The organism is Nocardia sp. NBC_01503, assembly GCF_036327755.1.
Lineage (GTDB): Bacteria > Actinomycetota > Actinomycetes > Mycobacteriales > Mycobacteriaceae > Nocardia.
In genome coordinates this window covers 5,768,192-5,788,110 of record NZ_CP109596.1, presented here as the reverse complement: position 1 = coordinate 5,788,110, position 19,919 = coordinate 5,768,192, and the positions used below count along the sequence as shown (strand labels likewise).

General features: G+C 67.1%; 19 protein-coding genes. 4 read left to right on the top strand and 15 right to left on the bottom strand.

Features of this window, described 5'->3' with window-relative positions; all coding sequences use genetic code 11:
- Positions 1 to 37 precede the first annotated feature (37 nt).
- Entirely contained in the window at positions 38 to 733 is a 696-nt protein-coding gene (locus OHB26_RS26220; protein WP_330179909.1) for an HAD family hydrolase, read from the bottom strand.
- A gap of 87 nt (positions 734 to 820) precedes the next feature.
- Between OHB26_RS26220 and OHB26_RS26215 the strand changes: the two genes are divergently transcribed.
- Entirely contained in the window at positions 821 to 1,714 is an 894-nt protein-coding gene (locus tag OHB26_RS26215) for an ABC transporter ATP-binding protein (RefSeq protein WP_330179908.1), read from the top strand.
- On the opposite strand, the gene OHB26_RS26210 is transcribed toward OHB26_RS26215, so the two are convergent.
- Complete coding sequence (locus OHB26_RS26210; RefSeq protein ID WP_330179907.1) at positions 1,615 to 2,190, bottom strand: TetR/AcrR family transcriptional regulator; 576 nt, start codon at positions 2,188 to 2,190, stop codon at positions 1,615 to 1,617. The genes OHB26_RS26215 and OHB26_RS26210 overlap by 100 nt on opposite strands.
- Before the next feature lie 75 nt (positions 2,191 to 2,265).
- Here OHB26_RS26210 and OHB26_RS26205 point away from each other — a divergent pair, with 75 nt between their 5' ends.
- Genes OHB26_RS26205 through OHB26_RS26195 form a run of 3 tightly spaced genes read left to right on the top strand, consistent with a single transcriptional unit; the run spans position 2,266 to position 4,045 of the window.
- The gene (locus OHB26_RS26205; protein ID WP_330179906.1) at positions 2,266 to 3,111 is read left to right on the top strand and encodes an NAD(P)H-binding protein; all 846 of its coding nucleotides are present in this window, start codon (positions 2,266 to 2,268) and stop codon (positions 3,109 to 3,111) included.
- Between the two features lie 51 nt (positions 3,112 to 3,162).
- Positions 3,163 to 3,594, top strand: coding sequence for a hypothetical protein (locus OHB26_RS26200; RefSeq protein ID WP_330179905.1), 432 nt, complete (start codon positions 3,163 to 3,165; stop codon positions 3,592 to 3,594).
- 10 nt (positions 3,595 to 3,604) lie between these two features.
- Complete coding sequence (locus tag OHB26_RS26195) at positions 3,605 to 4,045, top strand: MarR family winged helix-turn-helix transcriptional regulator (RefSeq protein WP_330179904.1); 441 nt, start codon at positions 3,605 to 3,607, stop codon at positions 4,043 to 4,045.
- A gap of 9 nt (positions 4,046 to 4,054) precedes the next feature.
- On the opposite strand, the gene OHB26_RS26190 is transcribed toward OHB26_RS26195, so the two are convergent.
- The 13 genes from OHB26_RS26190 to OHB26_RS26130 form a co-directional block, all read right to left on the bottom strand.
- Complete coding sequence (locus OHB26_RS26190) at positions 4,055 to 6,745, bottom strand: primosomal protein N' (RefSeq protein WP_330185790.1); 2,691 nt, start codon at positions 6,743 to 6,745, stop codon at positions 4,055 to 4,057.
- A gap of 93 nt (positions 6,746 to 6,838) precedes the next feature.
- A complete protein-coding gene (gene metK / locus OHB26_RS26185; RefSeq protein ID WP_330179903.1) occupies positions 6,839 to 8,053 on the bottom strand; it encodes a methionine adenosyltransferase in 1,215 nt (404 codons plus the stop codon).
- A 199-nt stretch (positions 8,054 to 8,252) separates the two neighbouring features.
- Entirely contained in the window at positions 8,253 to 9,473 is a 1,221-nt protein-coding gene (gene coaBC, locus OHB26_RS26180; protein ID WP_330179902.1) for a bifunctional phosphopantothenoylcysteine decarboxylase/phosphopantothenate--cysteine ligase CoaBC, read from the bottom strand.
- 78 nt (positions 9,474 to 9,551) lie between these two features.
- Positions 9,552 to 9,818: a DNA-directed RNA polymerase subunit omega gene (rpoZ, locus tag OHB26_RS26175; RefSeq protein WP_067571890.1), complete on the bottom strand. Its 267-nt coding sequence runs from the start codon at positions 9,816 to 9,818 to the stop codon at positions 9,552 to 9,554.
- A gap of 86 nt (positions 9,819 to 9,904) precedes the next feature.
- Positions 9,905 to 10,486 carry a guanylate kinase gene (gmk, locus tag OHB26_RS26170; RefSeq protein WP_330179901.1) on the bottom strand — a complete coding sequence of 194 codons (582 nt, stop codon included), beginning with the start codon at positions 10,484 to 10,486 and terminating at the stop codon, positions 9,905 to 9,907.
- Between the two features lie 7 nt (positions 10,487 to 10,493).
- Positions 10,494 to 10,817 carry an integration host factor, actinobacterial type gene (gene mihF / locus OHB26_RS26165; RefSeq protein WP_067571887.1) on the bottom strand — a complete coding sequence of 108 codons (324 nt, stop codon included), beginning with the start codon at positions 10,815 to 10,817 and terminating at the stop codon, positions 10,494 to 10,496.
- A 540-nt stretch (positions 10,818 to 11,357) separates the two neighbouring features.
- On the bottom strand, positions 11,358 to 11,783 hold the full coding sequence (locus OHB26_RS26160; protein WP_330179900.1) for a VOC family protein: 426 nt from the start codon (positions 11,781 to 11,783) through the stop codon (positions 11,358 to 11,360).
- A gap of 60 nt (positions 11,784 to 11,843) precedes the next feature.
- The gene (locus tag OHB26_RS26155) at positions 11,844 to 12,686 is read right to left on the bottom strand and encodes a patatin-like phospholipase family protein (RefSeq protein ID WP_330179899.1); all 843 of its coding nucleotides are present in this window, start codon (positions 12,684 to 12,686) and stop codon (positions 11,844 to 11,846) included.
- A 61-nt stretch (positions 12,687 to 12,747) separates the two neighbouring features.
- Entirely contained in the window at positions 12,748 to 13,572 is an 825-nt protein-coding gene (gene pyrF / locus OHB26_RS26150) for an orotidine-5'-phosphate decarboxylase (RefSeq protein ID WP_330179898.1), read from the bottom strand.
- Between the two features lie 3 nt (positions 13,573 to 13,575).
- Positions 13,576 to 16,917 carry a carbamoyl-phosphate synthase large subunit gene (carB, locus tag OHB26_RS26145; RefSeq protein ID WP_330179897.1) on the bottom strand — a complete coding sequence of 1,114 codons (3,342 nt, stop codon included), beginning with the start codon at positions 16,915 to 16,917 and terminating at the stop codon, positions 13,576 to 13,578.
- Complete coding sequence (carA, locus tag OHB26_RS26140) at positions 16,917 to 18,035, bottom strand: glutamine-hydrolyzing carbamoyl-phosphate synthase small subunit (RefSeq protein ID WP_330179896.1); 1,119 nt, start codon at positions 18,033 to 18,035, stop codon at positions 16,917 to 16,919. The genes carB and carA overlap by 1 nt, the downstream gene beginning before the upstream one ends.
- Positions 18,032 to 18,544 carry a PH-like domain-containing protein gene (locus tag OHB26_RS26135; protein WP_330179895.1) on the bottom strand — a complete coding sequence of 171 codons (513 nt, stop codon included), beginning with the start codon at positions 18,542 to 18,544 and terminating at the stop codon, positions 18,032 to 18,034. Before OHB26_RS26135 ends, carA begins: the two co-directional genes overlap by 4 nt.
- Positions 18,544 to 19,896, bottom strand: a complete 1,353-nt coding sequence (locus OHB26_RS26130) for a dihydroorotase (protein ID WP_330179894.1) — start codon at positions 19,894 to 19,896, stop codon at positions 18,544 to 18,546. The genes OHB26_RS26135 and OHB26_RS26130 overlap by 1 nt, the downstream gene beginning before the upstream one ends.
- Positions 19,897 to 19,919: the final 23 nt, after the last annotated feature.

The window sequence follows — 19,919 nt, the reverse complement described above, 5'->3', positions numbered from 1 at the left end:
AAGTGTGTCGCGGGACACGAACCTGCCGGTTGGTTGTTTACCTGGGCCGGGCGATCAGACCGCGGTCGACCAGAGCGTCACGCAAGGCGGTCGGACGATCGGCAATGGGTAAGGGTTGAACCAGCGCGAAGTCCGCGCCGAGAGCCGTTGCGCCACCGTCGGCTTCGAGGCTGTCGCCGATCATGAGGGCGTTCTCCGGTGCGATACCGAGGTTTTCGAGCGCGGATTCGAAGATGCCGCGGTCGGGTTTGATCGCACCGATCTCGAAGGACAGCGCGAAGTGGCCGATATACCGATCCCAGCCGCGGGTCGCGAAGGCCGGACGGATATCCCAGGCGATATTGCTGACGATGGCCACCGGGATACCGCGCTCGTGCAGCTGCTCCAGTACCTCGCCGGTATCACCGTACGGGGTCCACCCCTTCGGATCGAGCATGCGCTCGTAGAGCTGTTCGGCCGGGACCTGCGGTACACCGGAGCGCTCGAGCACCTGGAGATAGGCGGTGCGATGTAGTGCAGGATCGAGATCCCTTCGGTCCCAGGCATATTGGCCCTGGTCGTCGAATTCGAAGAGTTGACCGACCGGCGCGGTCATGGCGCGCATGATCGCGGCGACCTCATGGGTATCGAGCGAACGCCCGTCGGCGTCGGTGAGTTCGGCGTCCCAGAACTCCGATTCCTCGAATCGGAACACGGTGCCGGAGAAGTCGAAGAGAACCGCCTCGATCGCCATATCGCCACCCTACACAGCGGGTTTCCGGCCAATCCGTGAATTCCTGCCACTCCTCAACTTGTCTGAGGAGTTTGCTACGGTGGGGTGATGACGGACTTCCCGGTGCTCCAGGTCGACGCGGTCGATGTCGTGCGAGACGCGAACCATATCCTGCAAGGGGTTTCGCTGACCGTACGCGCCGGGGAGCATTGGGCGCTGCTCGGTCCGAATGGTGCGGGCAAGACCACACTGCTGCGCATGCTCGGAGCCTTCGAGCACCCCACGCGCGGCGCGGTCGAGGTGCTCGGCAAACGGCTCGGGCGCGTGGATATGCGCGAATTGCGCACCGCCATAGGGCATGTCGACCCGCGGCATACGCCCCGCACTCCACTCACCGTGCACCAGGTGGTGCTCACCGGTATTACCAATACCGCCGAGCCGATCCCACGCCGGCATCCCACCGCCGACCAGCTCGCCGAGGTCGACCGGCTGATCGACCTGCTCGGCCTCGCGCACCGCCATAACGCGCCCTGGCCGATCCTGTCGCAGGGCGAGCGCGGCCGCGCCCTCATCGCCCGCGCGCTCATGCCGAAACCGCGCCTGCTACTGCTGGACGAACCCGCCACCGGACTGGATCTCGCCGGGCGCGAACAACTTCTGGAGCGCATCGACATTCTCCAGCGGGCACATCCGGATCTGTCCTCGGTGCTGGTGACCCACCATCTCGAAGAGCTGCCGCCCGGCACCACACACGCCATGCTGCTGCGCGGCGGCCGCGCCCTGGTGAGCGGACCGGTCGATGAGGTGGTCAGCACCGAAAACATCAGCGCCGCTTTCGATCACCCGGTGCGCATCATTCGCGAGGACCGTCGCTGGAGTGTGCGCGCCGCCCAACCGGCGCATCACCAGTCCAGCGAGTCGATCCAGCGTTCCAGGCGATCGCCCTCCCCCGCCATCATCTCCGGATCACGGAAGGTGTTGGCGAGCAGGGAGATTCCCTGATAGGAAGCGAACAGGGCGACGGCCAGTTCCCGCGCGTCCGCGCGCCCCATCGCCGCGAACTGGGTTTCGATCCAGTCCAGCAGGCCGCGCATGACCTCGGCCATCTCCTGATCCAGGCCGTCCGCGCGTTTATCCAGTTCGGCCGCGAGAGTGCCGGACGGGCAACCGAATTGGACCGCCAGATCGCGCTGGTCGACCCAGCCGCGCACCAAAGCCTTGAGTCGCTCGGCGGGTGTGCCGAACTGTTCCAGAGCCGTAGTGATCTCTTTCAGCGTGCGGTCGTGCGCGCCGATCGCGGCTTGGACCAGCTGATCCTTGGTCTTGAAGTAGTAGTAGACGTTGCCGACGGGCACCTCGGCCGCGCGGGCGATATCGGCGATGGTGGTCTTCTCCACGCCCTGCTCGTGGAAGACCCTCGCCGCGGCATCGGCCAGACGTTCACGTTTGCCCGCGCCGCGACTTACTGAGTTAGTCATACAACTAACTATAGACAACACCCGGTCATATCCCCTATGGTTCTTCTAAGTCAGCCAACTAACTCAGGAGTGGAAATGATCGTGGTTACCGGGGCAACGGGCAATGTCGGTGGCGCTGTAGTGCGGCTTCTCGCCGACGCGGGCGAGAAGGTGGTCGCGGTTTCTCGCGGCGAGAAGCCCGTGGAACTGCCCGCGGGCGTCGAGCATCGCACCGGGAATGTGGGCGACCTGGCCAGCCTCGCAGAGGTCGCGGCCGGGGCGGACGCGCTGTTCCTGCTCATTACCGGTGAACAACTCGTCACCGGGCCCGAGCCGACCGAGATGCTGGAAACCCTGGCCGCACAGGGGGTTCGGCGAGTGGTGTTCCTCTCTTCACAGGGCGCGGTGACCCGCCCGGAGAGCGATGGCTACGCCCGCACCATCGCCTTCGAAAAGGCTTTGGCCGCTTCGGATCTGGAATGGACCGCGGTGCGACCGGGCGCGTTCGCCAGCAATACCTTCGCCTGGATCGAACCCGTGCGCACGCAGCGCATGGTGCCCGCCCCCTTCGGGGATGTCGGACTGCCGGTGGTCGATCCCGCCGATATCGCGGCGGTGGCGGCGGCCGCACTGCGCGAAGAGGGTCACCACGGCCGGGCATACACGGTGACGGGTCCAGCCGTCGTCACACCGCGCGAACAGGCCGAGGCGATTGCCGTGGCGCTCGGCGAGCCACTGCGGTTCGTCGAACTCACTCGCGATCAGGCCAAGACCAACATGCTCCGATTCATGCCGGAATCCGTTGCGGATCACACGCTTTCGATCCTCGGCGCACCCACCGCGGCGGAGCAGCAGGTGAGCCCGGATGTCGAGCGCGTGCTCGGCCGCCCGGCGACCAGTTACGCCGAATGGGCTCGGCGCGTGGCACCGGCATATCGCTGAGCGTCGATTTCACCCTTGCGAGATTGATACGCATACGCTTATCGTCAGCACATGCTTACTATCTCGCACACCTTCTCCGACGGCACCGTGCTCATGCCTTGGAATCCCGGTCCACGCCAAGGCATTTCCGGTCCGGTGTTCGTCAGCGTCACCGACTTCCTGGTGACCACCGATGCGGAGGCACAGCGCGTCTACGAGACCGGATTCGAACTGGGCCGCACCTGGCCGGTCATGCAGGGTGCGGTCGGACTCTGGTTGTGGGCGCGCCCCACCGAGCGGCGCGGCGGGTCCATCTCGGTCTGGGAATCGGAGCGGGATATGCGCCGATTCGTGCGCTGGCCGGTGCACACCGACATCATCAAGACCTGGCGGGGGCGGGTCGCGGTCGGCACCGACTCATGGCAGGCCGATCGCTTCGAACCGGACGCGATCTTGACTCGCGCCGGGGACACGATCGAGCGACCGCATAGGAAGGCCGCATAATCTTGTCCATATGACGACTCCGCGCCGAGACCTGGCCGCCATGATCGCACCGCTCGGCCGCGCCCTGATGGCGGCCGAGCAGCCGATCCTGGAGGCACACGGGCTCAGCATGTGGGCGTATGTCGTACTGCTGGCATTGGATGAGGGGCCCGCGCGCGGACAAGGTGTGCTGGCACAGGAGATCGGCGCGGACAAGACGCGGATCATCGCGGTCCTCGATGATCTGCAGGGGCGCGGCTTGATCGAACGCACACCCGATCCGGCCGACCGCCGCGCTCGCGTCCTCGCCCTCACCCCGGAGGGACGGCGACTACGCGATGCGACACAGGCCGATATCCAGGCGCGGGAGAACCGCCTGCTCGCCAAACTGCCCGCCGCCGATCGGCGCGGATTCCTCAACGCGCTGGAAATCCTGGCGGGCCTGCCCCGCGATGAACTCACCGGCGACTGAGCGCCACCATCAGCCGATATCGACGGGGTCGATCTGCACGCGCAGGGGGTCGTCGGATTTGTGGGTGCTGCGAACGGCCTGGGCGATCGAGAGGGCGCGGGACAAAGCCGATCCGGCCGAGCGATCCACGCGCAGGATCATGCGCTCGACCTCGGCGGGAGAATCGCCGGAGGAGAAGGGTTTGCGCGCTCCGGGTGGCAGCGGGACCGGTCCGAGCACCTCGACCTCTTCGGGAAGCTTTGCCTCGGTGAGCAATTCGGCGATCGAATCGGTGGTGCCGTCGATGGCGGCCAAACGCACCGCGGGCGGAAAGCGCACCTCGGTGCGCTCGCTCAACTCGAAGTAGGCGTGCCCCACCGGATCCCAGCGCAGGAATGCCTGCACGGTCGCCAGCGCCGGATCGGCCATGACGATCACCTGGCCGCTCGGGCGCACGAGGGCGGCGGCGGACATCCAGCGGCGCATGGCATCCTCGGCGGCGCGCAGATCCGCGCGGCCGAGCAGCGCCCATCCGTCGAGCAGCATCGCCACCGAATACCCGCCCGGCACAACGGGTTCCGCACCGATGGTCGAAACCACCACTTGCGGCCCCTCCGGCACCGAACTCAACACGGTGGAACCACCGGAACCGCGAACCGGCACCCCGGGAAATGCCCGCCCCAACTCCTCGGCCGTGCGCTGCGCACCGATCACCACCGCCCGCAGGGCTCGCGACCCACACGTCCCGCACCGGAACGCCGCCTCGGTGATACCGCACCACCGGCAGGCCGGACTGTGCGCGACCTCGGCACCGCCGCGAGGAACCCCGACGCCCACCGCGACACCCAAATCCACGCGATCCCGCCGCGGCTGGGCACCGGAACCGCGACCCCGCTGCTCCGACTCACGGCCCCAGGAAAGTTGTTCCTGCGGAGCGATATTCCGGCTCGGGCGGGCGAAATCGTCACCCCGAGAACCGGAGCCGCGCTGTTGTGGCGCGGCAACGCCACCACCGGCCGCGCGAGCCGAACCGCCCGTTCCGGCGGGTGGCGCGGCGTGGGTGTTGTTGTCCGGCAGCGCCAATGGGCCGTTGCAGTGCCGACAACGGGCCGGGGTGCGACATTTCGAGCAGGACAGCGCGGGAATGTACCCGCGGCGCGGAACCTGCACCAGGACCGGCTCCCCCGCCGCGAGCGCCCGTCGGGCCGCCATGAAGGCCGCGGCGGGAATACGGATGGCCCGCGCCATCGGATCGCGTTCGAGCGCGGCATCGGTATCACCGGGCGCGATGAGCCGGGGCATCACCTGACGCAGCACACTGCGATCGGCGAGAAGGTCATGCGCCCAACCGGATTCGACGACCGCCTGGATCTCGGCCGTACGCGCGAACCCGCCGGCGACGAACGCCGCGCCGGTCTCGTGCACGCGCAGCATCGCCACCTCCCGCGCATGCGGATACGGCGAGCGCGGCTCGGCATAGGTGTCATCCCCGTCGTCCCACATGGCGATGAGCCCGAGATCCTTGACCGGCGTGAACACCGAACTGCGCGTCCCCACCACCACCCGGGCGGTCCCCCGCAGCGCGGCCAACCATCGCCGATACCGTGCCGACGGACCCAACCCGGCGGCCAGTCCCACCGCCGACTCCCCTACCAGCGCAACACATTCGGTCAGCACACGATCGAGATCCCGCTGATCCGGAACCATCACAATCGCACTGCGTCCACTGCCCACCACGGTCGCCGCCAGCTCCGCGAGCCGTCGTGCCCACTCGTCTCCGGGCAACGCCTGCCAAGCAGCCCGCGGCCCCCGCCCCGCCGCCAGCGCCGCCAAGAACGAATGCCCATGCGCATACCGCCCCCACCCGGGGTACAACTCCGAAACCCCAGGCTTATCAGCCTCTTCCGCAGTCGCCGAACCAGTCGCGGCATCGCCTGCCACTATGGCCGAGGCATCTCCCGCATCGACGGTCGAGACACCGGCATCGGGGGTCTCGTCCTCGGGCGCTGCGGTAGACCCGGCAGCGGTGGATGTGGAGTGCCCGGCCGGAACTTCGCTCGCGTCGGAATCTTCCGCCGGATTGCTCGAGACGGCCATGCCGGGCATGTCCGTGGAGTCGGTGCTCTCGGTCACGAAAGTCAGCGCCGTGGTCTCGGAATCTGCTGTCCTGGAGTCGGATTCGGAGGTCGAAGGCGTCTGCGCGGAAGATCCGGGCGTTGTCGCGGGAGCGCTGGACGCGGCGCGGGTCTCATCGGATTCGGCGTTCGCGGATGGCGCCGCTTCGACGGGGCCGTCCAGCTCGACGGGTGCCGGTTCGGCGGCCAGGCGTTCGGCGGCAGCGGCTTTCGTGCGGCGCTTCTTCGCGCTCGCGGGCTTGGGAGTGCTGCCTTCGGCTTCGGTTTTGGCGTGGCGGGGTGGGATGGCCAGGCGCAGGACGTCGGCTCGGGTGCCCGCGTAGCGGGCGGCGACCGCGGTGACCAGGCGCAGGATCTCCGGGGTGAGGACGGGTTCGGGTGAGACCACGCGTTCCAGGCGGACGAGTTTGCCCGCGTGGTCGGTCTTTTCGAGCCGTTCGAGGAGGTAGCCGTCAATCAGGCGGCCGGAGAAGCGGACTCGGACGCGGACGCCGGGTTGGGCTTCGGCGTCCAATTCCGCGGGGACCAGATAGTCGAAATCGCGGTCCAGGTGGGCGGGTTCGAGCAGGGGCAGGACCCGCGCGATGGGGCGGGGTGTACCTACGACGGCGGGAGCGCCGAGCTCGGAGGGACTCTCCGTGCTCGACGCTCCCGTCGATGCTTCTCCCGTGTCGGCCAATTACAGACCGGCGGCGGCGCGCAACTTCTCCGCGCGGTCGGTGCGCTCCCAGGGCAGATCCACATCGGTGCGGCCGAAGTGGCCGTACGCGGCGGTGGGTGCGTAGATCGGGCGCAGCAGATCCAGATCGCGAATGATGGCGCCGGGGCGCAGGTCGAAGACCTCGCCGATGGCGGCGGAGATCTTGGCCGGGTCGATCTGCTCGGTGCCGAAGGTCTCCACGAACAAGCCGACGGGGGCGGCCTTGCCGATGGCGTAGGCGACCTGAACCTCGACGCGCTCGGACAGACCGGCGGCGACCACATTCTTGGCGACCCAGCGCATGGCGTAGGCGGCCGAACGGTCCACCTTCGACGGATCCTTACCGGAGAACGCGCCACCACCGTGACGGGCCATACCGCCGTAGGTGTCGACGATGATCTTGCGACCGGTCAGACCGGCGTCACCCATCGGACCGCCGAGCACGAACTTGCCCGTCGGGTTCACCAGCAGCCGAATGTTGGAGGTGTCCAACGGATTCGGCAGCTTCAGCTCGGCCAGCACCGAGTCGACGACCTTCTCGCGGATATCCGGGGTCAGCAGGTTGTCCAGGTCGATATCGGCCGCGTGCTGGGTGGAGATGACGACGGTGTCCAGGCGCACCGGAATGTCGCCTTCGTATTCGATGGTGACCTGGGTCTTGCCATCGGGACGCAGGTACGGCAGCACACCGGACTTGCGGACCTCGGTCAGGCGGCGCGAGAGCTTGTGCGCCAACGAGATCGGCAGCGGCATGAGCTCGGGGGTCTCGATGGTGGCGTAACCGAACATCAGACCCTGATCGCCGGCGCCCTGGCGCGCGATGTCGTCATCCTCGCCGCCGACGCGGGCCTCGTGCGAGGTGTCCACGCCCTGCGCGATATCCGGGGACTGCGCGCCGATGGCGATGTTCACGCCACAGGAGGCGCCGTCGAAACCCTTTGCGGAGGAGTCGTATCCGATCTCCAGGACCTTCTCGCGAACGATGGTCGGGATATCCACATACGCCGAAGTGGTGACCTCACCGGCCACGTGCACCTGGCCGGTGGTCACCAGGGTCTCCACCGCGACACGGCTGCGCGGATCGGCCGCGAGCAACGCGTCGAGGATGGAATCGCTGATGGCATCACAGATCTTGTCCGGATGACCCTCGGTCACGGACTCACTGGTGAATAGGCGGCTGCCAGTCGTGCGCACAGTTGTTCCCTCTCCCTCAACGGGTTCTCGTATCGGGCTGCGACAGTAGCGGACCCCCACCACCGCACAACCCTTTGTCTCAGGTTATGCCAATTCGTTCGTCACAAGGCGCGAGGACGCTCCGTGACGAACGGATTGTGACTCAGACAGTCTGCCATCAAAGCGGGCAGTTCCATCCGAACCCTGCGGTGCCGAGGCTTCAGCGGAGCAAGGGGCCGAGCGCATCGAGCACTCGGCTGGCCAGCAGCGCCTTGGATCCATGATCCAAGGCGATCTCGGTGCCATCGGCACCGAGCAGCCAACCATCATTATGGTCTACTTCGAAGGCTTTGCCTTCCCCAACGGCGTTGACCACCAATAGGTCACAGCCTTTGCGCGCCAGTTTGGCGCGCGCGTGGGTGAGCACATCGGCGTGCTCGTCACCGGTCTCGGCGGCGAACCCGACAATGGCGGTGCCCGCGAGCTGACCGTCCCGGCGCGTTTGAACCAGACCGGCGAGAATATCCGGGGTCTTGGTCAGTTCGATCGAATTCGGTTCGTCCGCACCCTTTTTGATCTTCGCGGCGGCCACGTTCACCGGCCGGAAATCGGCCACGGCGGCGGCCATGATGACCGCGTCCGCACCGATCGAATGCTTGTCGACCGCCACCTTCAACTGCTCGGCGGTGGTGACGTGCACGACCTCGACCGCGGCCGGCGGTGCCAGCCCGATGGTGTTGCCCGCGATGAGCGTCACCTGCGCACCGCGCTGCGCGGCCACCCTGGCGATCGCATAACCCTGCTTACCGGAGCTGCGATTACCGAGGAACCGCACCGGATCCAGGGGTTCGCGGGTACCGCCCGCGGAGACGACGACACGACGGCCTTCGAGATCACGCGGGATCGCATCGGCCCGTTCGAGCAGTAGCGAGGCGAACGAGAAGATCTCCTCCGGTTCGGGCAAACGCCCTGCGCCGGAATCGGATCCGGTGAGCCGCCCGTGCGCGGGCTCCATGACCATGGCGCCGTGCGCGCGCAGTGTCGCCACATTCGCGATCGTCGCGGGGTGCTCCCACATCTCGGTGTGCATCGCGGGCGCGAACAAAATGGGACATCGGGCGGTGAGAAGTGTGGCGGTGAGTAGGTCGTCCGCGCGGCCGGAGGCGGCACGCGCCATGAGATCGGCGGTGGCGGGGGCGATGACCACCAGATCGGCCTCCTGGCCGAGTCGCACATGCGGCACCTCGGGCACATCGGAGAAGACTCCGGTGTGCACGGGATGACCGGACAGCGCCTCGAAGGTGGCCTTGCCGACGAAATTCAATGCCGACTCGGTGGGGATGACACGCACCTCGTGCCCGGTTTCGGTGAACCGGCGCACGAGGGCGCAACTCTTGTACGCGGCGATACCGCCGCCGACACCGACGATGACCCGGGTCACCGCATGCCCCGGGTGAATTCTGTCGTCACTACGCCTCCAGCGCCGTAGAGAGATGCCTGGCTTTTACGCTGCGAGGGCTTATTCGCCTTCGGAGTGCTCGAGCAGGTCGGCGTGGATCTCACGCATGGCCACCGACAGCGGCTTCTCCTGCAGACCCGGCTCCACCAGCGGGCCGACGTATTCGAGAATGCCGTCGCCGAGCTGGTTGTAGTAGTCGTTGATCTGCCGGGCCCGCTTGGCCGCGTAGATGACCAGCGCGTACTTCGACGAGGTCCGCTCCAGCAGTTCATCGATCGGCGGGTTGGTCAGGCCGATCGGAGTGTCGTAGATGGCCGCGGTCTTCATGTCAGTACTCACTAGGAAGGCTCCTGCGGGTTGTTTGAATGGTGAAACCGGCTCACTTCGAAGATGAGCCGGTCAGGTTTCGAGACCTACCTCGAAATTGTGCTAACGAACAAGGATACCAACTGCTCACAGGCGGTCGTCACCTCGTCGTTCACTATGACGGTGTCGAACTCGTCACAGGCCGCCAATTCGGTCCTGGCGGTTTGCAGCCTTCGCGCTATGACCTCGGGCGATTCCGTGCCTCGCGAGGTCAGCCGGGATACGAGCTCATCCCAACTGGGGGGTGCCAGGAAGACCAATTGGGCTTCGGGCATGGTCTTGCGGATCGAGCGAGCGCCTTCGAGGTCGACCTCGATCAGGACCGGGTGTCCGGTCGCGAGCGCTTCGCGCACAGGTGCGGCCGGAGTACCCGACCGCTGAAGTCCACCGTGGATATCGGCCCATTCGAGTAGTTCGTCCGCCGTGATCATGGCGTCGAATTGCTCGCGGGATACGAACCGGTAGTCGCGACCGTCGACCTCCCCGGGCCGGGGGGCCCGGGTGGTGGCCGAAACACTGAAAACCAGTTCGGGCAGTCGTTCGCGCACGCAGCGCACGACAGTGGACTTGCCGACGGCCGAGGGGCCGACCAGAACTACCAGTCGTCCCTTCCGAGTGTGTTCGACCACCCTCGGATTAATCTGCCGTGAAGTCGAACCGGGCCAGCAGCGCCTTACGCTGCCGGTCACCCAGTCCGCGCAGGCGGCGAGTGGGAGCGATTTCCAGTTCGCTCATGATTTCAGCGGCCTTGACCTTGCCAACCTTCGGCAGAGCCTCGAGCAGTGCCGAAACCTTCATCTTGCCGAGAACTTCGTCCTTCTCGGCATCAGCAAGGACCGTCTTCAGATCGGTGCCGCCACGCTTCAGGCGCTCCTTGAGCTCCGCCCGAGCACGGCGAGCGGCAGCCGCCTTCTCCAAAGCAGCGGCGCGCTGCTCGTCAGTCAGCTGGGGAAGGGCCACGGTTCCTCCGTCTCATCGTTCATTGCATGTACTCCCGCCGTTCTAACCCGGCGGTCTCAGCGACCGTACCCACGACGCCTCCCGATTGCGAACCCGCCCCCCAGGTCAGCGCGTGATTCCGAGCACGACCGGGCGGAATGCGGCCATCCGGGGACGGGTTCGGACCGGGTTCGGGCGGTCGCTCGGCGAGTGCGCGAATCCCCTTGTGGCCAGGGGTTTTTCGACTTTCGGCGGGGGCGGCGAACGGCGCTCGAGATGTCCGATTCAGACCGTGACCCACCTGTAATCATCCGACCTGGAACTTTCTCGAATTTCCCGGCGTGTCGCGTGAAACTGCACCGCGTGTCGCGCATCACGCCGGACATTCGAACACGATTCGAACACTCGATCCCGCCGCAGGTCCAGCCCCCTAATGCCTCCCCAATCCGACGTGCGGACCCCCTGACCGCGCCGCAGACGGGTGAAATCCGATGGATGCGACTTCCCGGGCGTTTCGCCCACAGCGCAGCGGGAGCGGCGCGATCAGGCCGGGCGCGCATTTCAGCCGTCGTACTGGCAGAGCTCGATGAGGGTGCCTTCGGGGGCGCGCAGATGGGCCACGCGCATGCCCCAGGCTTCCTGATAGACCGGCGCGGCGGCGAGTTCCGCACCCCGGCTCTCCAGCACCTCGGCGGCGGCATCGACATCGGCGACGCGCAGTACGACCACCACGGCGTCGACACCCTCGCGCGGGCGGTGCTCGGCCCCGACCGCGGCCTCCATGAAGGCGCGCTGGAACAGCGCGAGGTCGGCGTCACCGGCGACGAAGCAGGCATAGGGGCCGTCGACGGGTTCGAGGCCGGACTCGTCCTGATGCTTGAGCGGGAGGCCGAGCGTCTCGCGGTAGAAGCGATAGCTGGGTGCGAAATCGTCTACCAGGACGCGGGTTTGGGCGTACGAGAGCAGTCCCAGGCCGTCACCGGACATGAATGGTCCACCTTTCACTACGAGGGCGATCGAGGCCACTGTAGTGAAAAGTGGTGTGGTTCAGCGGCTCGGCCACACCGCCTTCAGACCCGGGGCGGCGTCGGCGGCCTGGCGATATCCGGCCTCGTAGGCCGGTTGCAGGGCGGCCGCGCTGAACAGATCGAGACCGAAGGCGGTGATGGCGTCGGCATCGGGAACGATGGAGGCCGTTGCGGCGCCGCCCAATTCGCTGTCGGACGGGGCGTGCGGAAACAGATGCGCCAGCGGTTCGATGATCAGCATGAACTCCGCGCCGGCGGCCAGATCGGCATTGATGGGTGAGCGCATACCGCCGTCGATGTAGTAGTGGTCACCGATCGGAATGGGCGGGAAGACACCGGGAACCGAGGTGCTCGAGGCCAGCGCCTCGGGCAGGGTGGCCGCGCTGTCGCGGGTCCAGGGCTGTAGTTCACCGGTGGTGATATCGATGGCGGTGACGATGAAATCCGCCTCCGGCCAGTCGGAAACCGCGGCCAGGCCGCCGATCCGGGCGATGTGCGCGACCGGATCGCCGACATTCATCTCCAGGGCGCGGGCGCCGGCCAGTTTGCGGGCCTCGTTCGCACTGAGGCCGGGGGTGGTGAGAATCCCCAGGATCTCGCCGAAGCCGGACGCATCGAACTGCGGCCCTTGGGAATCCGGCGGAGGCATGGTGAGCAGCTTTTGCAGGTCGCCGTGCCCGGTCAGCACCGCACCGACCACCGCACCGGCGGAGGTGCCAACGAATCTGTCGGCCAGGGACAGGTCGATACCGGCCTCCCGCAGCCCGATGGCCAGACCGGTCATCCAGCAGATGCCGACCGCACCGCCTCCACCGAGTACGAGCGCATGGCGAATACCGTTGGGCGACACCGAGTCAGACATGACAACCACTGTACCGAAACGGCCCGCTGCAATATTTCACAACGGGCCGCTCAGGATTCGATCAGTGCTGCAGGAAGGCGAACTCCTGGGCGAGCTCGGCTACGCGATCCTGGAGGGCTGCGACCGAGGGGCCGGATTTGAGGACCTCGCGGGAGACGTTCGGCAGGACCGCGCCGAGGTCGCTCGCGGGGACCAGGTTGCGGATGGAGTCCGCTCCCCCACCCTGTGCGCCCACACCCGGCATGAGGATGGGGCCGTTCAGGGCCGACAGGTCGGGGGCTTGGGTGAGGGTCGCGCCGACGACCACACCGACGGAACCGAATTCGGTGCCCGCGTTGGCGGCGGCCGCGTCGTCGACCATGCGCTGGGCGATGGTGCGGCCGTCCGGGCCGGTAATGCGTTGCAGCTCGGCCGCTTCCGGGTTGGAGGTGGCGGCGAGCACGAAGACGCCGCGGTCATTGGCCCGCGCCAACTCCAGAGCCGGTGCGAGAGCGCCGAATCCGAGGTACGGCGAGACCGTCACCGCATCGCTGGCCAGCGGTCCGTCACCGAGCCAGGCGTGCGCGTAGGCGTCCATGGTGGAGCCGATATCGCCGCGCTTGGCATCGGCGAGCACCAGGGTGCCCGCCTCGCGCAGGGCGCCGATCGTCTCCTCCAGCACCATGATTCCGGCCGAACCATAGGTTTCGAAGAACGCCACCTGCGGTTTGACCAGGGCCACCCGACCGGCGAACGCCTCGACGCAGGCATCGGCGAACTTCGCCAGTCCGACGGTGTCCTCGGGCAGACCCCAGGCCCGCAGCAGCGGCGGATGCGGGTCGATACCGACACAGACGGGTCCGTGCTCGCGCATCGCATCCCGCAGCCGCACACCGAAACTCGTCATATCTCAGCCTCGCAGGGTGGCGTGGAGTTCCTGCAGGGACCGCACACCGATGCCGCCGTTGATGGTGGCCTCGATGCCCTGGACCGCCGCGGCCGCACCCTGGACGGTGGTGATGCACGGGATATTCGCGCTCACCGCGGCGGTGCGGATCTCGTAACCGTCCACGCGGGGACCGTTATTGCCGTACGGGGTGTTGAAGACGATGTCGACCTCCCCGTCCTTGATCATGTCCACGATGCTGGGCGAGGCGACGGAACCCTCGGCGGTGCCCGATCGACCCTCCGCGAGCTCCGGGTCCGAATGCTTGCGCACCTGCTCGCACGGGATTCCGTTGCGGCGCAGCATTTCCGCGGTGCCCTCGGTGGCCAGAATGCGGAAGCCGAGGTCGTGCAGGCGCTTGACCGGGAAGACCATGGCGCGCTTGTCACGGTTGGCGATCGAGACGAAGGCGGCGCCCTCGGTCGGCAGCGAACCGTAGGAAGCGGTCTGGGACTTGGCGAACGCGGTACCGAAGTCGGCGTCGATACCCATGACCTCACCGGTGGACTTCATCTCCGGCGAGAGCAGCGAATCGATACCGCTGCCGTCGGGCCGCTTGAAGCGGTGGAAGGGCAGAACGGCTTCCTTCACCGCGACCGGGGCGTCGATCGGGGTGTACCCGCCGTCGCCCTCGGCCGGGAGCAGGCCCTCCTTGCGGAGTTCGGCGATGGTGGCGCCCAGCGCGATTCGCGCCGCGGCCTTGGCCAGCGGCACCGCGGTGGCCTTGGAGACGAAGGGCACGGTGCGGCTGGCGCGCGGGTTGGCCTCGAGGACGTAGAGCACATCGTCCTTGAGCGCGTACTGCACGTTCAGCAGGCCCTTGACGCCGATGCCCTTGGCCAGAGCCACGGTGGAGCGGCGCACGGCCTCGATATCGCTGCGGCCCAGGGTGATCGGGGGCAGGGCGCACGCGGAGTCACCGGAGTGGATTCCGGCCTCCTCGATGTGCTCCATGACTCCGCCCAGGTAGACCTCTTCGCCGTCGCACAGGGCGTCGACGTCGATTTCGATGGCGTCTTCCAGGAACCGGTCGATGAGCACCGGGCGATCCGGGCTGATATCGGTGGCGCGGGAGATGTAGCCCTCGAGGGTCTGCTCGTCGTAGACGATCTCCATACCGCGACCGCCCAGCACGTAGGACGGGCGCACCAGCACCGGGTAACCGATCTCGGCGGCGATCTTCTTCGCGGCCGGGAAGGTGGTGGCGGTGCCGTACTTCGGGGCCGGAAGGCCCGCTCCGACAAGGACATCGCCGAATTCGGCGCGATCCTCGGCCAGATCGATGGCGGCGGCGGAGGTGCCGACCACGGGAACGCCCGCGTCCGTGAGCTTCTGGGCAAGACCCAGCGGGGTCTGGCCGCCGAGCTGGCAGATCACGCCCGCGACGGTGCCGGATTCGGTTTCCGCGTGGTAGACCTCGAGGACGTCCTCGAAGGTCAGCGGCTCGAAGTAAAGGCGGTCGGCGGTGTCGTAGTCGGTGGAGACGGTCTCGGGATTGCAGTTGACCATGACGGTCTCGTAACCGGCTTCCGAAAGCGTCAGTGCCGCATGCACACACGAGTAGTCGAACTCGATGCCCTGACCGATGCGGTTCGGACCCGAACCCAGGATCAGCACCTTCTCGCGCTCACGCTGCGGCGCGACCTCGGACTCCGCGGCGGGATCGAGCTCGTAGGCCGAGTAGTGGTAAGGGGTCTTGGCCTCGAACTCGGCGGCGCAGGTGTCGACGGTCTTGAACACCGGGCGGATGTGCAGGCGGTGCCGCAGTGCGCGCACACCGTCTTCACCCGCGAGTTCGGGTCGGAGAGCGGCGATCTGGCGATCGGAGAGGCCGTAGTGCTTGGCCGTGCGCAGCAGCGGCTCATCCAGTACGGCGGCGTCCAGGATCTCCTGGCGCAACTCCACCAGCGCGGCGACCTCGGCCACGAACCAGGGGTCGATACCCGAGGCCTTGGCGGTGTCCTCGATGCTCGCGCCCAGGCGCAGCGCGCGCTCCACCTGGTAGATGCGTCCCTCGGTGGGGGTGCGCAGATCCTCCAGGATGGCCTCGACGTCGGTCCAGTCGCCATCGGGCTGGGTCCAGAAGCCGGTGGCCTTGGTCTCGAGCGAGCGCAGCACCTTGCCCAGCGCCTCGGAGAAGTTGCGGCCCATGGACATCGCCTCGCCGACCGACTTCATGGTGGTGGTCAGCGTCGGGTCGGCACCGGGGAACTTCTCGAACGCGAAGCGCGGGGCCTTGACCACGACGTAGTCGAGCGTGGGCTCGAAGCAGGCCGGGGTCTCCTTGGTGATGTCGTTGACGATCTCATCGAGGGTGTAGCCGATGGCCAGCTTGGCGGCGATCTTGGCGATCGGGAATCCCGTTGCCTTGGAAGCCAATGCGGACGAGCGCGAGACGCGCGGGTTCATCTCGATGACGATGAGGCGGCCGTCGGCGGGGTCGACCGCGAACTGGATGTTGCAGCCGCCGGTGTCGACGCCGACCTCGCGCAGAATGGCGATGCCGAGATCGCGCATCTTCTGGTATTCGCGGTCGGTGAGGGTCATGGCCGGGGCGACGGTGACCGAGTCACCGGTGTGCACGCCCATCGGGTCGACATTCTCGATCGAGCAGACGATGACCACATTGTCATTGCGGTCGCGCATGAGTTCGAGCTCGAATTCCTTCCAGCCCAGGATGGATTCCTCGATGAGCACGTTCGCGGTCGGCGAGGCGGCCAGGCCGCCTCCGGCGATGCGATCGAGATCCTCATCGTTGTAGGCCATTCCGGAGCCGAGGCCGCCCATGGTGAAGGACGGACGCACGACCACCGGGAAACCGAGCTCGGCAACGGTTTCGCGGACCTGGTCCATGGTGTAGCAGACCTTGGAGCGCGCGGACTCGCCGCCGACCTTGGCGACGATGTCCTTGAACTTCTGCCGGTCCTCACCGCGCTGGATGGCTTCGAAGTCCGCGCCGATGAGCTCGACGTTGTACTTCTCCAGAATCCCGTTGTCGTGCAGGTCGACCGCGCAGTTCAGGGCGGTCTGACCGCCCAGGGTCGCCAGGATCGCGTCGGGGCGCTCCTTGGCGATCACCTTCTCGACGTACTCCCAGGTGATCGGCTCGACATAGGTGGCGTCGGCGAACTCCGGGTCGGTCATGATGGTGGCCGGGTTGGAGTTGACCAGCGATACGCGCAGGCCCTCGGACCGCAGGACGCGACACGCCTGGGTTCCGGAGTAGTCGAACTCGCAGGCCTGGCCGATGACGATCGGACCCGAGCCGATCACCAGGATGTGGTTGAGGTCGGTACGGCGTGGCATCAGGCACCTTCCATCAGGGTGGCGAAGCGATCGAACAGGTAGGCGGCGTCATGCGGTCCGGCGGCGGCCTCGGGGTGGTACTGCACCGAGAAGGCGCGACCGCTGACCAGCTGAACACCTTCGACGACACCGTCATTGGCGCAGACGTGGCTGACCTCGGCCTTGCCGAACGGGGTGTCGAAGACCTCGCCGCGCTCGCCCTCGAGGGCGAAGCCGTGGTTCTGCGCGGTGATCGAGATGCGCCCGGTGTGGTGTTCGATGACCGGGACATTGATGCCGCGGTGACCGAACTTCATCTTGTAGGTGTTGCGGCCCAGCGCCCGGCCCAGGATCTGGTTGCCGAAGCAGATGCCGAACAGCGGCAGATTCTCCTGCAGCACAGCCTGGGTCAGCGCGACCGCGCCGTCGGCGGTGGCCGGGTCACCGGGACCGTTGGACAGGAACACCCCGTTCGGGTTCAGCTCCTTGATCTGGTCCAGGGTCACATTGGAGGGCACCACGTGCACCCGCATACCGCGCTGGGCGAACATGCGCGGGGTGTTGGACTTGATGCCGAGATCGACTGCGACAACGGTGAATCGATGCTCACCGTCGGGTTCGATGGTGTACATCTCATCGGTCGAGACCTCACCGGCCAGGTCCGCGCCGAGCATGGAGGGCTGGCCGGTGACCCGCGCCACGAGCTCCTCGTAGTCGGCCAGGGCCGCACCGGAGAAGACGCCCGCCTTCATCGAACCGCGAGTGCGCAAGTGCCGCACCAGGGCTCGGGTGTCGATACCCGCGATGCCGACGACGTTCTGGTTCTCCAGCTCGTCCTGCAGGGTGCGCTCGGCGCGCCAGTTGGAGGCGCGGCGCGCCGGATCGCGCACGGCGTAACCGGCGACCCAGATCTTGCCGGACTCGTCGTCCTCGTCGTTCCAGCCGGTATTGCCGATCTGGGGCGCGGTGGCCACCACGATCTGACGGTCGTAGCTGGGGTCGGTGAGGGTCTCCTGGTATCCGGTCATCGCGGTGCAGAACACCGCCTCACCCAAAGTCTGTCCGACGGCGCCGAAGGTTGTTCCGCGGAATACGCGGCCATCCTCGAGCACCATCACTGCGACGTTGTCGCTGCTCATGCCTCGTCTCCCGTCTTCATAGTCTGTGCCTGCGGTGTCCCGGTCCAGGCGGGGTACACCGTCTTGTCGTCGCCCCGGAATCCGGTATCCACCTCGGTTCCGGTCGGCAGCGTCCAGCGAATCACCAGCACACCGCCTTCGGTCATCACCTTGCCCGCGTGCCCACGCTCGGTGCGCACCGCGGTGATGGACTCCTGCGGAATCCAGATCGTGTCCGCGCCGTCACGTTGCAGCAGGATGCCGCGTTCGAATCGAGTCATCTCCGCCGTAGCTCGGAAACCCAGGTCGCCCACCGTGATTCGCTGAATCCAGCTGGGTGCCAGGGTGCTGCCGAGATACATCCCCGTGGTCGGCTCCAGCAGCTGCGCACCGCAGTCGGCCGGGACGAGCGGCAGCTCACCGATCGACGCGGCCTGCTTCTTCGCTCGCCCGGTCCAGGCGCGGTACATGCCCCAGACGCACAGTGCGAACAATACGAGCAGCACGACCACCGTCAGTGTTCGCTCCATTACGGACCTCCTCGGTTCCCCACCCGCCGGTCTCCACCGGCGAAGACCTCATCGCCACCGCGCGGGGCGGCGGCCACTCCGTCGCGCGAGGTGATCCGGCCGCGCAGGAAGGTGGCGGTCACCTTCGCGGGCAGGGTCATCTCGTCGAACGGAGTGTTGTGGGCGATGCTGGCGAGTTCCTTCGCGCGCACCGTCCACTCGGTGTTCGGATCGATCAGCGCCAGGTTGGCCGGTTCGCCGACGGCGAGCGGGCGGCCCTGATCGTCCAGGCCCACAATGCGGGCCGGGTTCTCACTCATGACGCGGGCCACGCCGCGCCAGTCGAGCAGGCCGGGCTGAACCATGGTCCGCACGATGATGGAGAGCGCGGTCTCCAGGCCGAGCATGCCGGGGCGGGCCGCGGCGAACTCGCAGCACTTGTCCTGTTCGGCATGCGGGGCGTGATCGGTTGCGACACAGTCGATGACGCCGTCGGCCAGGGCCTGGCGCAGTGCGCTCACATCGGAGGATTCGCGCAGTGGCGGGTTGACCCGGTTGACCGCGTCGTAGGTCTCCAGGCGCGAGTCGTCCAGCAGCAGGTGGTGCGGGGTGACCTCGGCGGTGATCGAAATACCCTGGGACTTGGCCCATTTGAGCAGTTCGACGGTGCCCGCGGTGGAGGCGTGGCAGATGTGCACGCGCGCACCGGCATCGCGGGCGAGCAGGGCGTCGCGGGCCACGATGGACTCCTCGGCGGCACGCGGCCAGCCGGCCAGGCCCAGGCGGGCGGCGTTCGGACCCTCGTGTGCCACCGCGCCCTTGGTCAGGCGCGGCTCCTCCGCGTGCTGAGCGATCAGGACGCCGAGCGAGTTCGCGTATTCGAGGGCACGGCGCATGATCAGCGGGTCGTAGACGCAGTGACCGTCATCGGAGAACATGCGCACCGCGCCGACTCCGGCCGCCATGGTGCCCATTTCGGCGAGCTGCTTACCCTCGAGCCCGACGGTGACCGCGCCGACCGGATGCACATCGACCAGACCGACCTGCTGGCCGCGCCGCCACACATGGTCGGTGATGACCTGCGAGTCGGCGACCGGGCTGGTGTTGGCCATGGCGAACACGGCGGTGTATCCGCCGAGGGCCGCTGCGGCCGAACCGGTTTCGATGGTCTCGGTGTCCTCGCGACCCGGCTCACGCAGATGCGTGTGCAGGTCGATGAAGCCCGGCAGCAGGAATTGTCCGGTGCCGTCGACGATTTCGGCGTCATCGGCCTTCAGGCCCGCACCGATTTCGCGGATTTCCCCGTCGGCCAGCAGGACGTCGACGGGATCGCCTTCGCCATACAGCCGGACGTTCTTGATCAGGATGCTCATGCTGTCTCCTCTCCGCGCGATCG

Excerpts from the sequence above, each read along its gene's own strand:
- OHB26_RS26220 (WP_330179909.1), bottom strand. The coding sequence starts at position 733 with ATGGCGATCGAGGCGGTTCTCTTCGACTTCTCCGGCACCGTGTTCCGA.
- OHB26_RS26215 (WP_330179908.1), top strand. The coding sequence starts at position 821 with ATGACGGACTTCCCGGTGCTCCAGGTCGACGCGGTCGATGTCGTGCGA.
- OHB26_RS26210 (WP_330179907.1), bottom strand. The coding sequence starts at position 2,190 with ATGACTAACTCAGTAAGTCGCGGCGCGGGCAAACGTGAACGTCTGGCC.
- OHB26_RS26205 (WP_330179906.1), top strand. The coding sequence starts at position 2,266 with ATGATCGTGGTTACCGGGGCAACGGGCAATGTCGGTGGCGCTGTAGTG.
- OHB26_RS26200 (WP_330179905.1), top strand. The coding sequence starts at position 3,163 with ATGCTTACTATCTCGCACACCTTCTCCGACGGCACCGTGCTCATGCCT.
- OHB26_RS26195 (WP_330179904.1), top strand. The coding sequence starts at position 3,605 with ATGACGACTCCGCGCCGAGACCTGGCCGCCATGATCGCACCGCTCGGC.
- rpoZ (WP_067571890.1), bottom strand. The coding sequence starts at position 9,818 with ATGAAGACCGCGGCCATCTACGACACTCCGATCGGCCTGACCAACCCG.
- OHB26_RS26160 (WP_330179900.1), bottom strand. The coding sequence starts at position 11,783 with ATGTCCGGTGACGGCCTGGGACTGCTCTCGTACGCCCAAACCCGCGTC.
- OHB26_RS26155 (WP_330179899.1), bottom strand. The coding sequence starts at position 12,686 with ATGTCTGACTCGGTGTCGCCCAACGGTATTCGCCATGCGCTCGTACTC.
- pyrF (WP_330179898.1), bottom strand. The coding sequence starts at position 13,572 with ATGACGAGTTTCGGTGTGCGGCTGCGGGATGCGATGCGCGAGCACGGA.
- carB (WP_330179897.1), bottom strand. The coding sequence starts at position 16,917 with ATGCCACGCCGTACCGACCTCAACCACATCCTGGTGATCGGCTCGGGT.
- carA (WP_330179896.1), bottom strand. The coding sequence starts at position 18,035 with ATGAGCAGCGACAACGTCGCAGTGATGGTGCTCGAGGATGGCCGCGTA.
- OHB26_RS26135 (WP_330179895.1), bottom strand. The coding sequence starts at position 18,544 with ATGGAGCGAACACTGACGGTGGTCGTGCTGCTCGTATTGTTCGCACTG.
- OHB26_RS26130 (WP_330179894.1), bottom strand. The coding sequence starts at position 19,896 with ATGAGCATCCTGATCAAGAACGTCCGGCTGTATGGCGAAGGCGATCCC.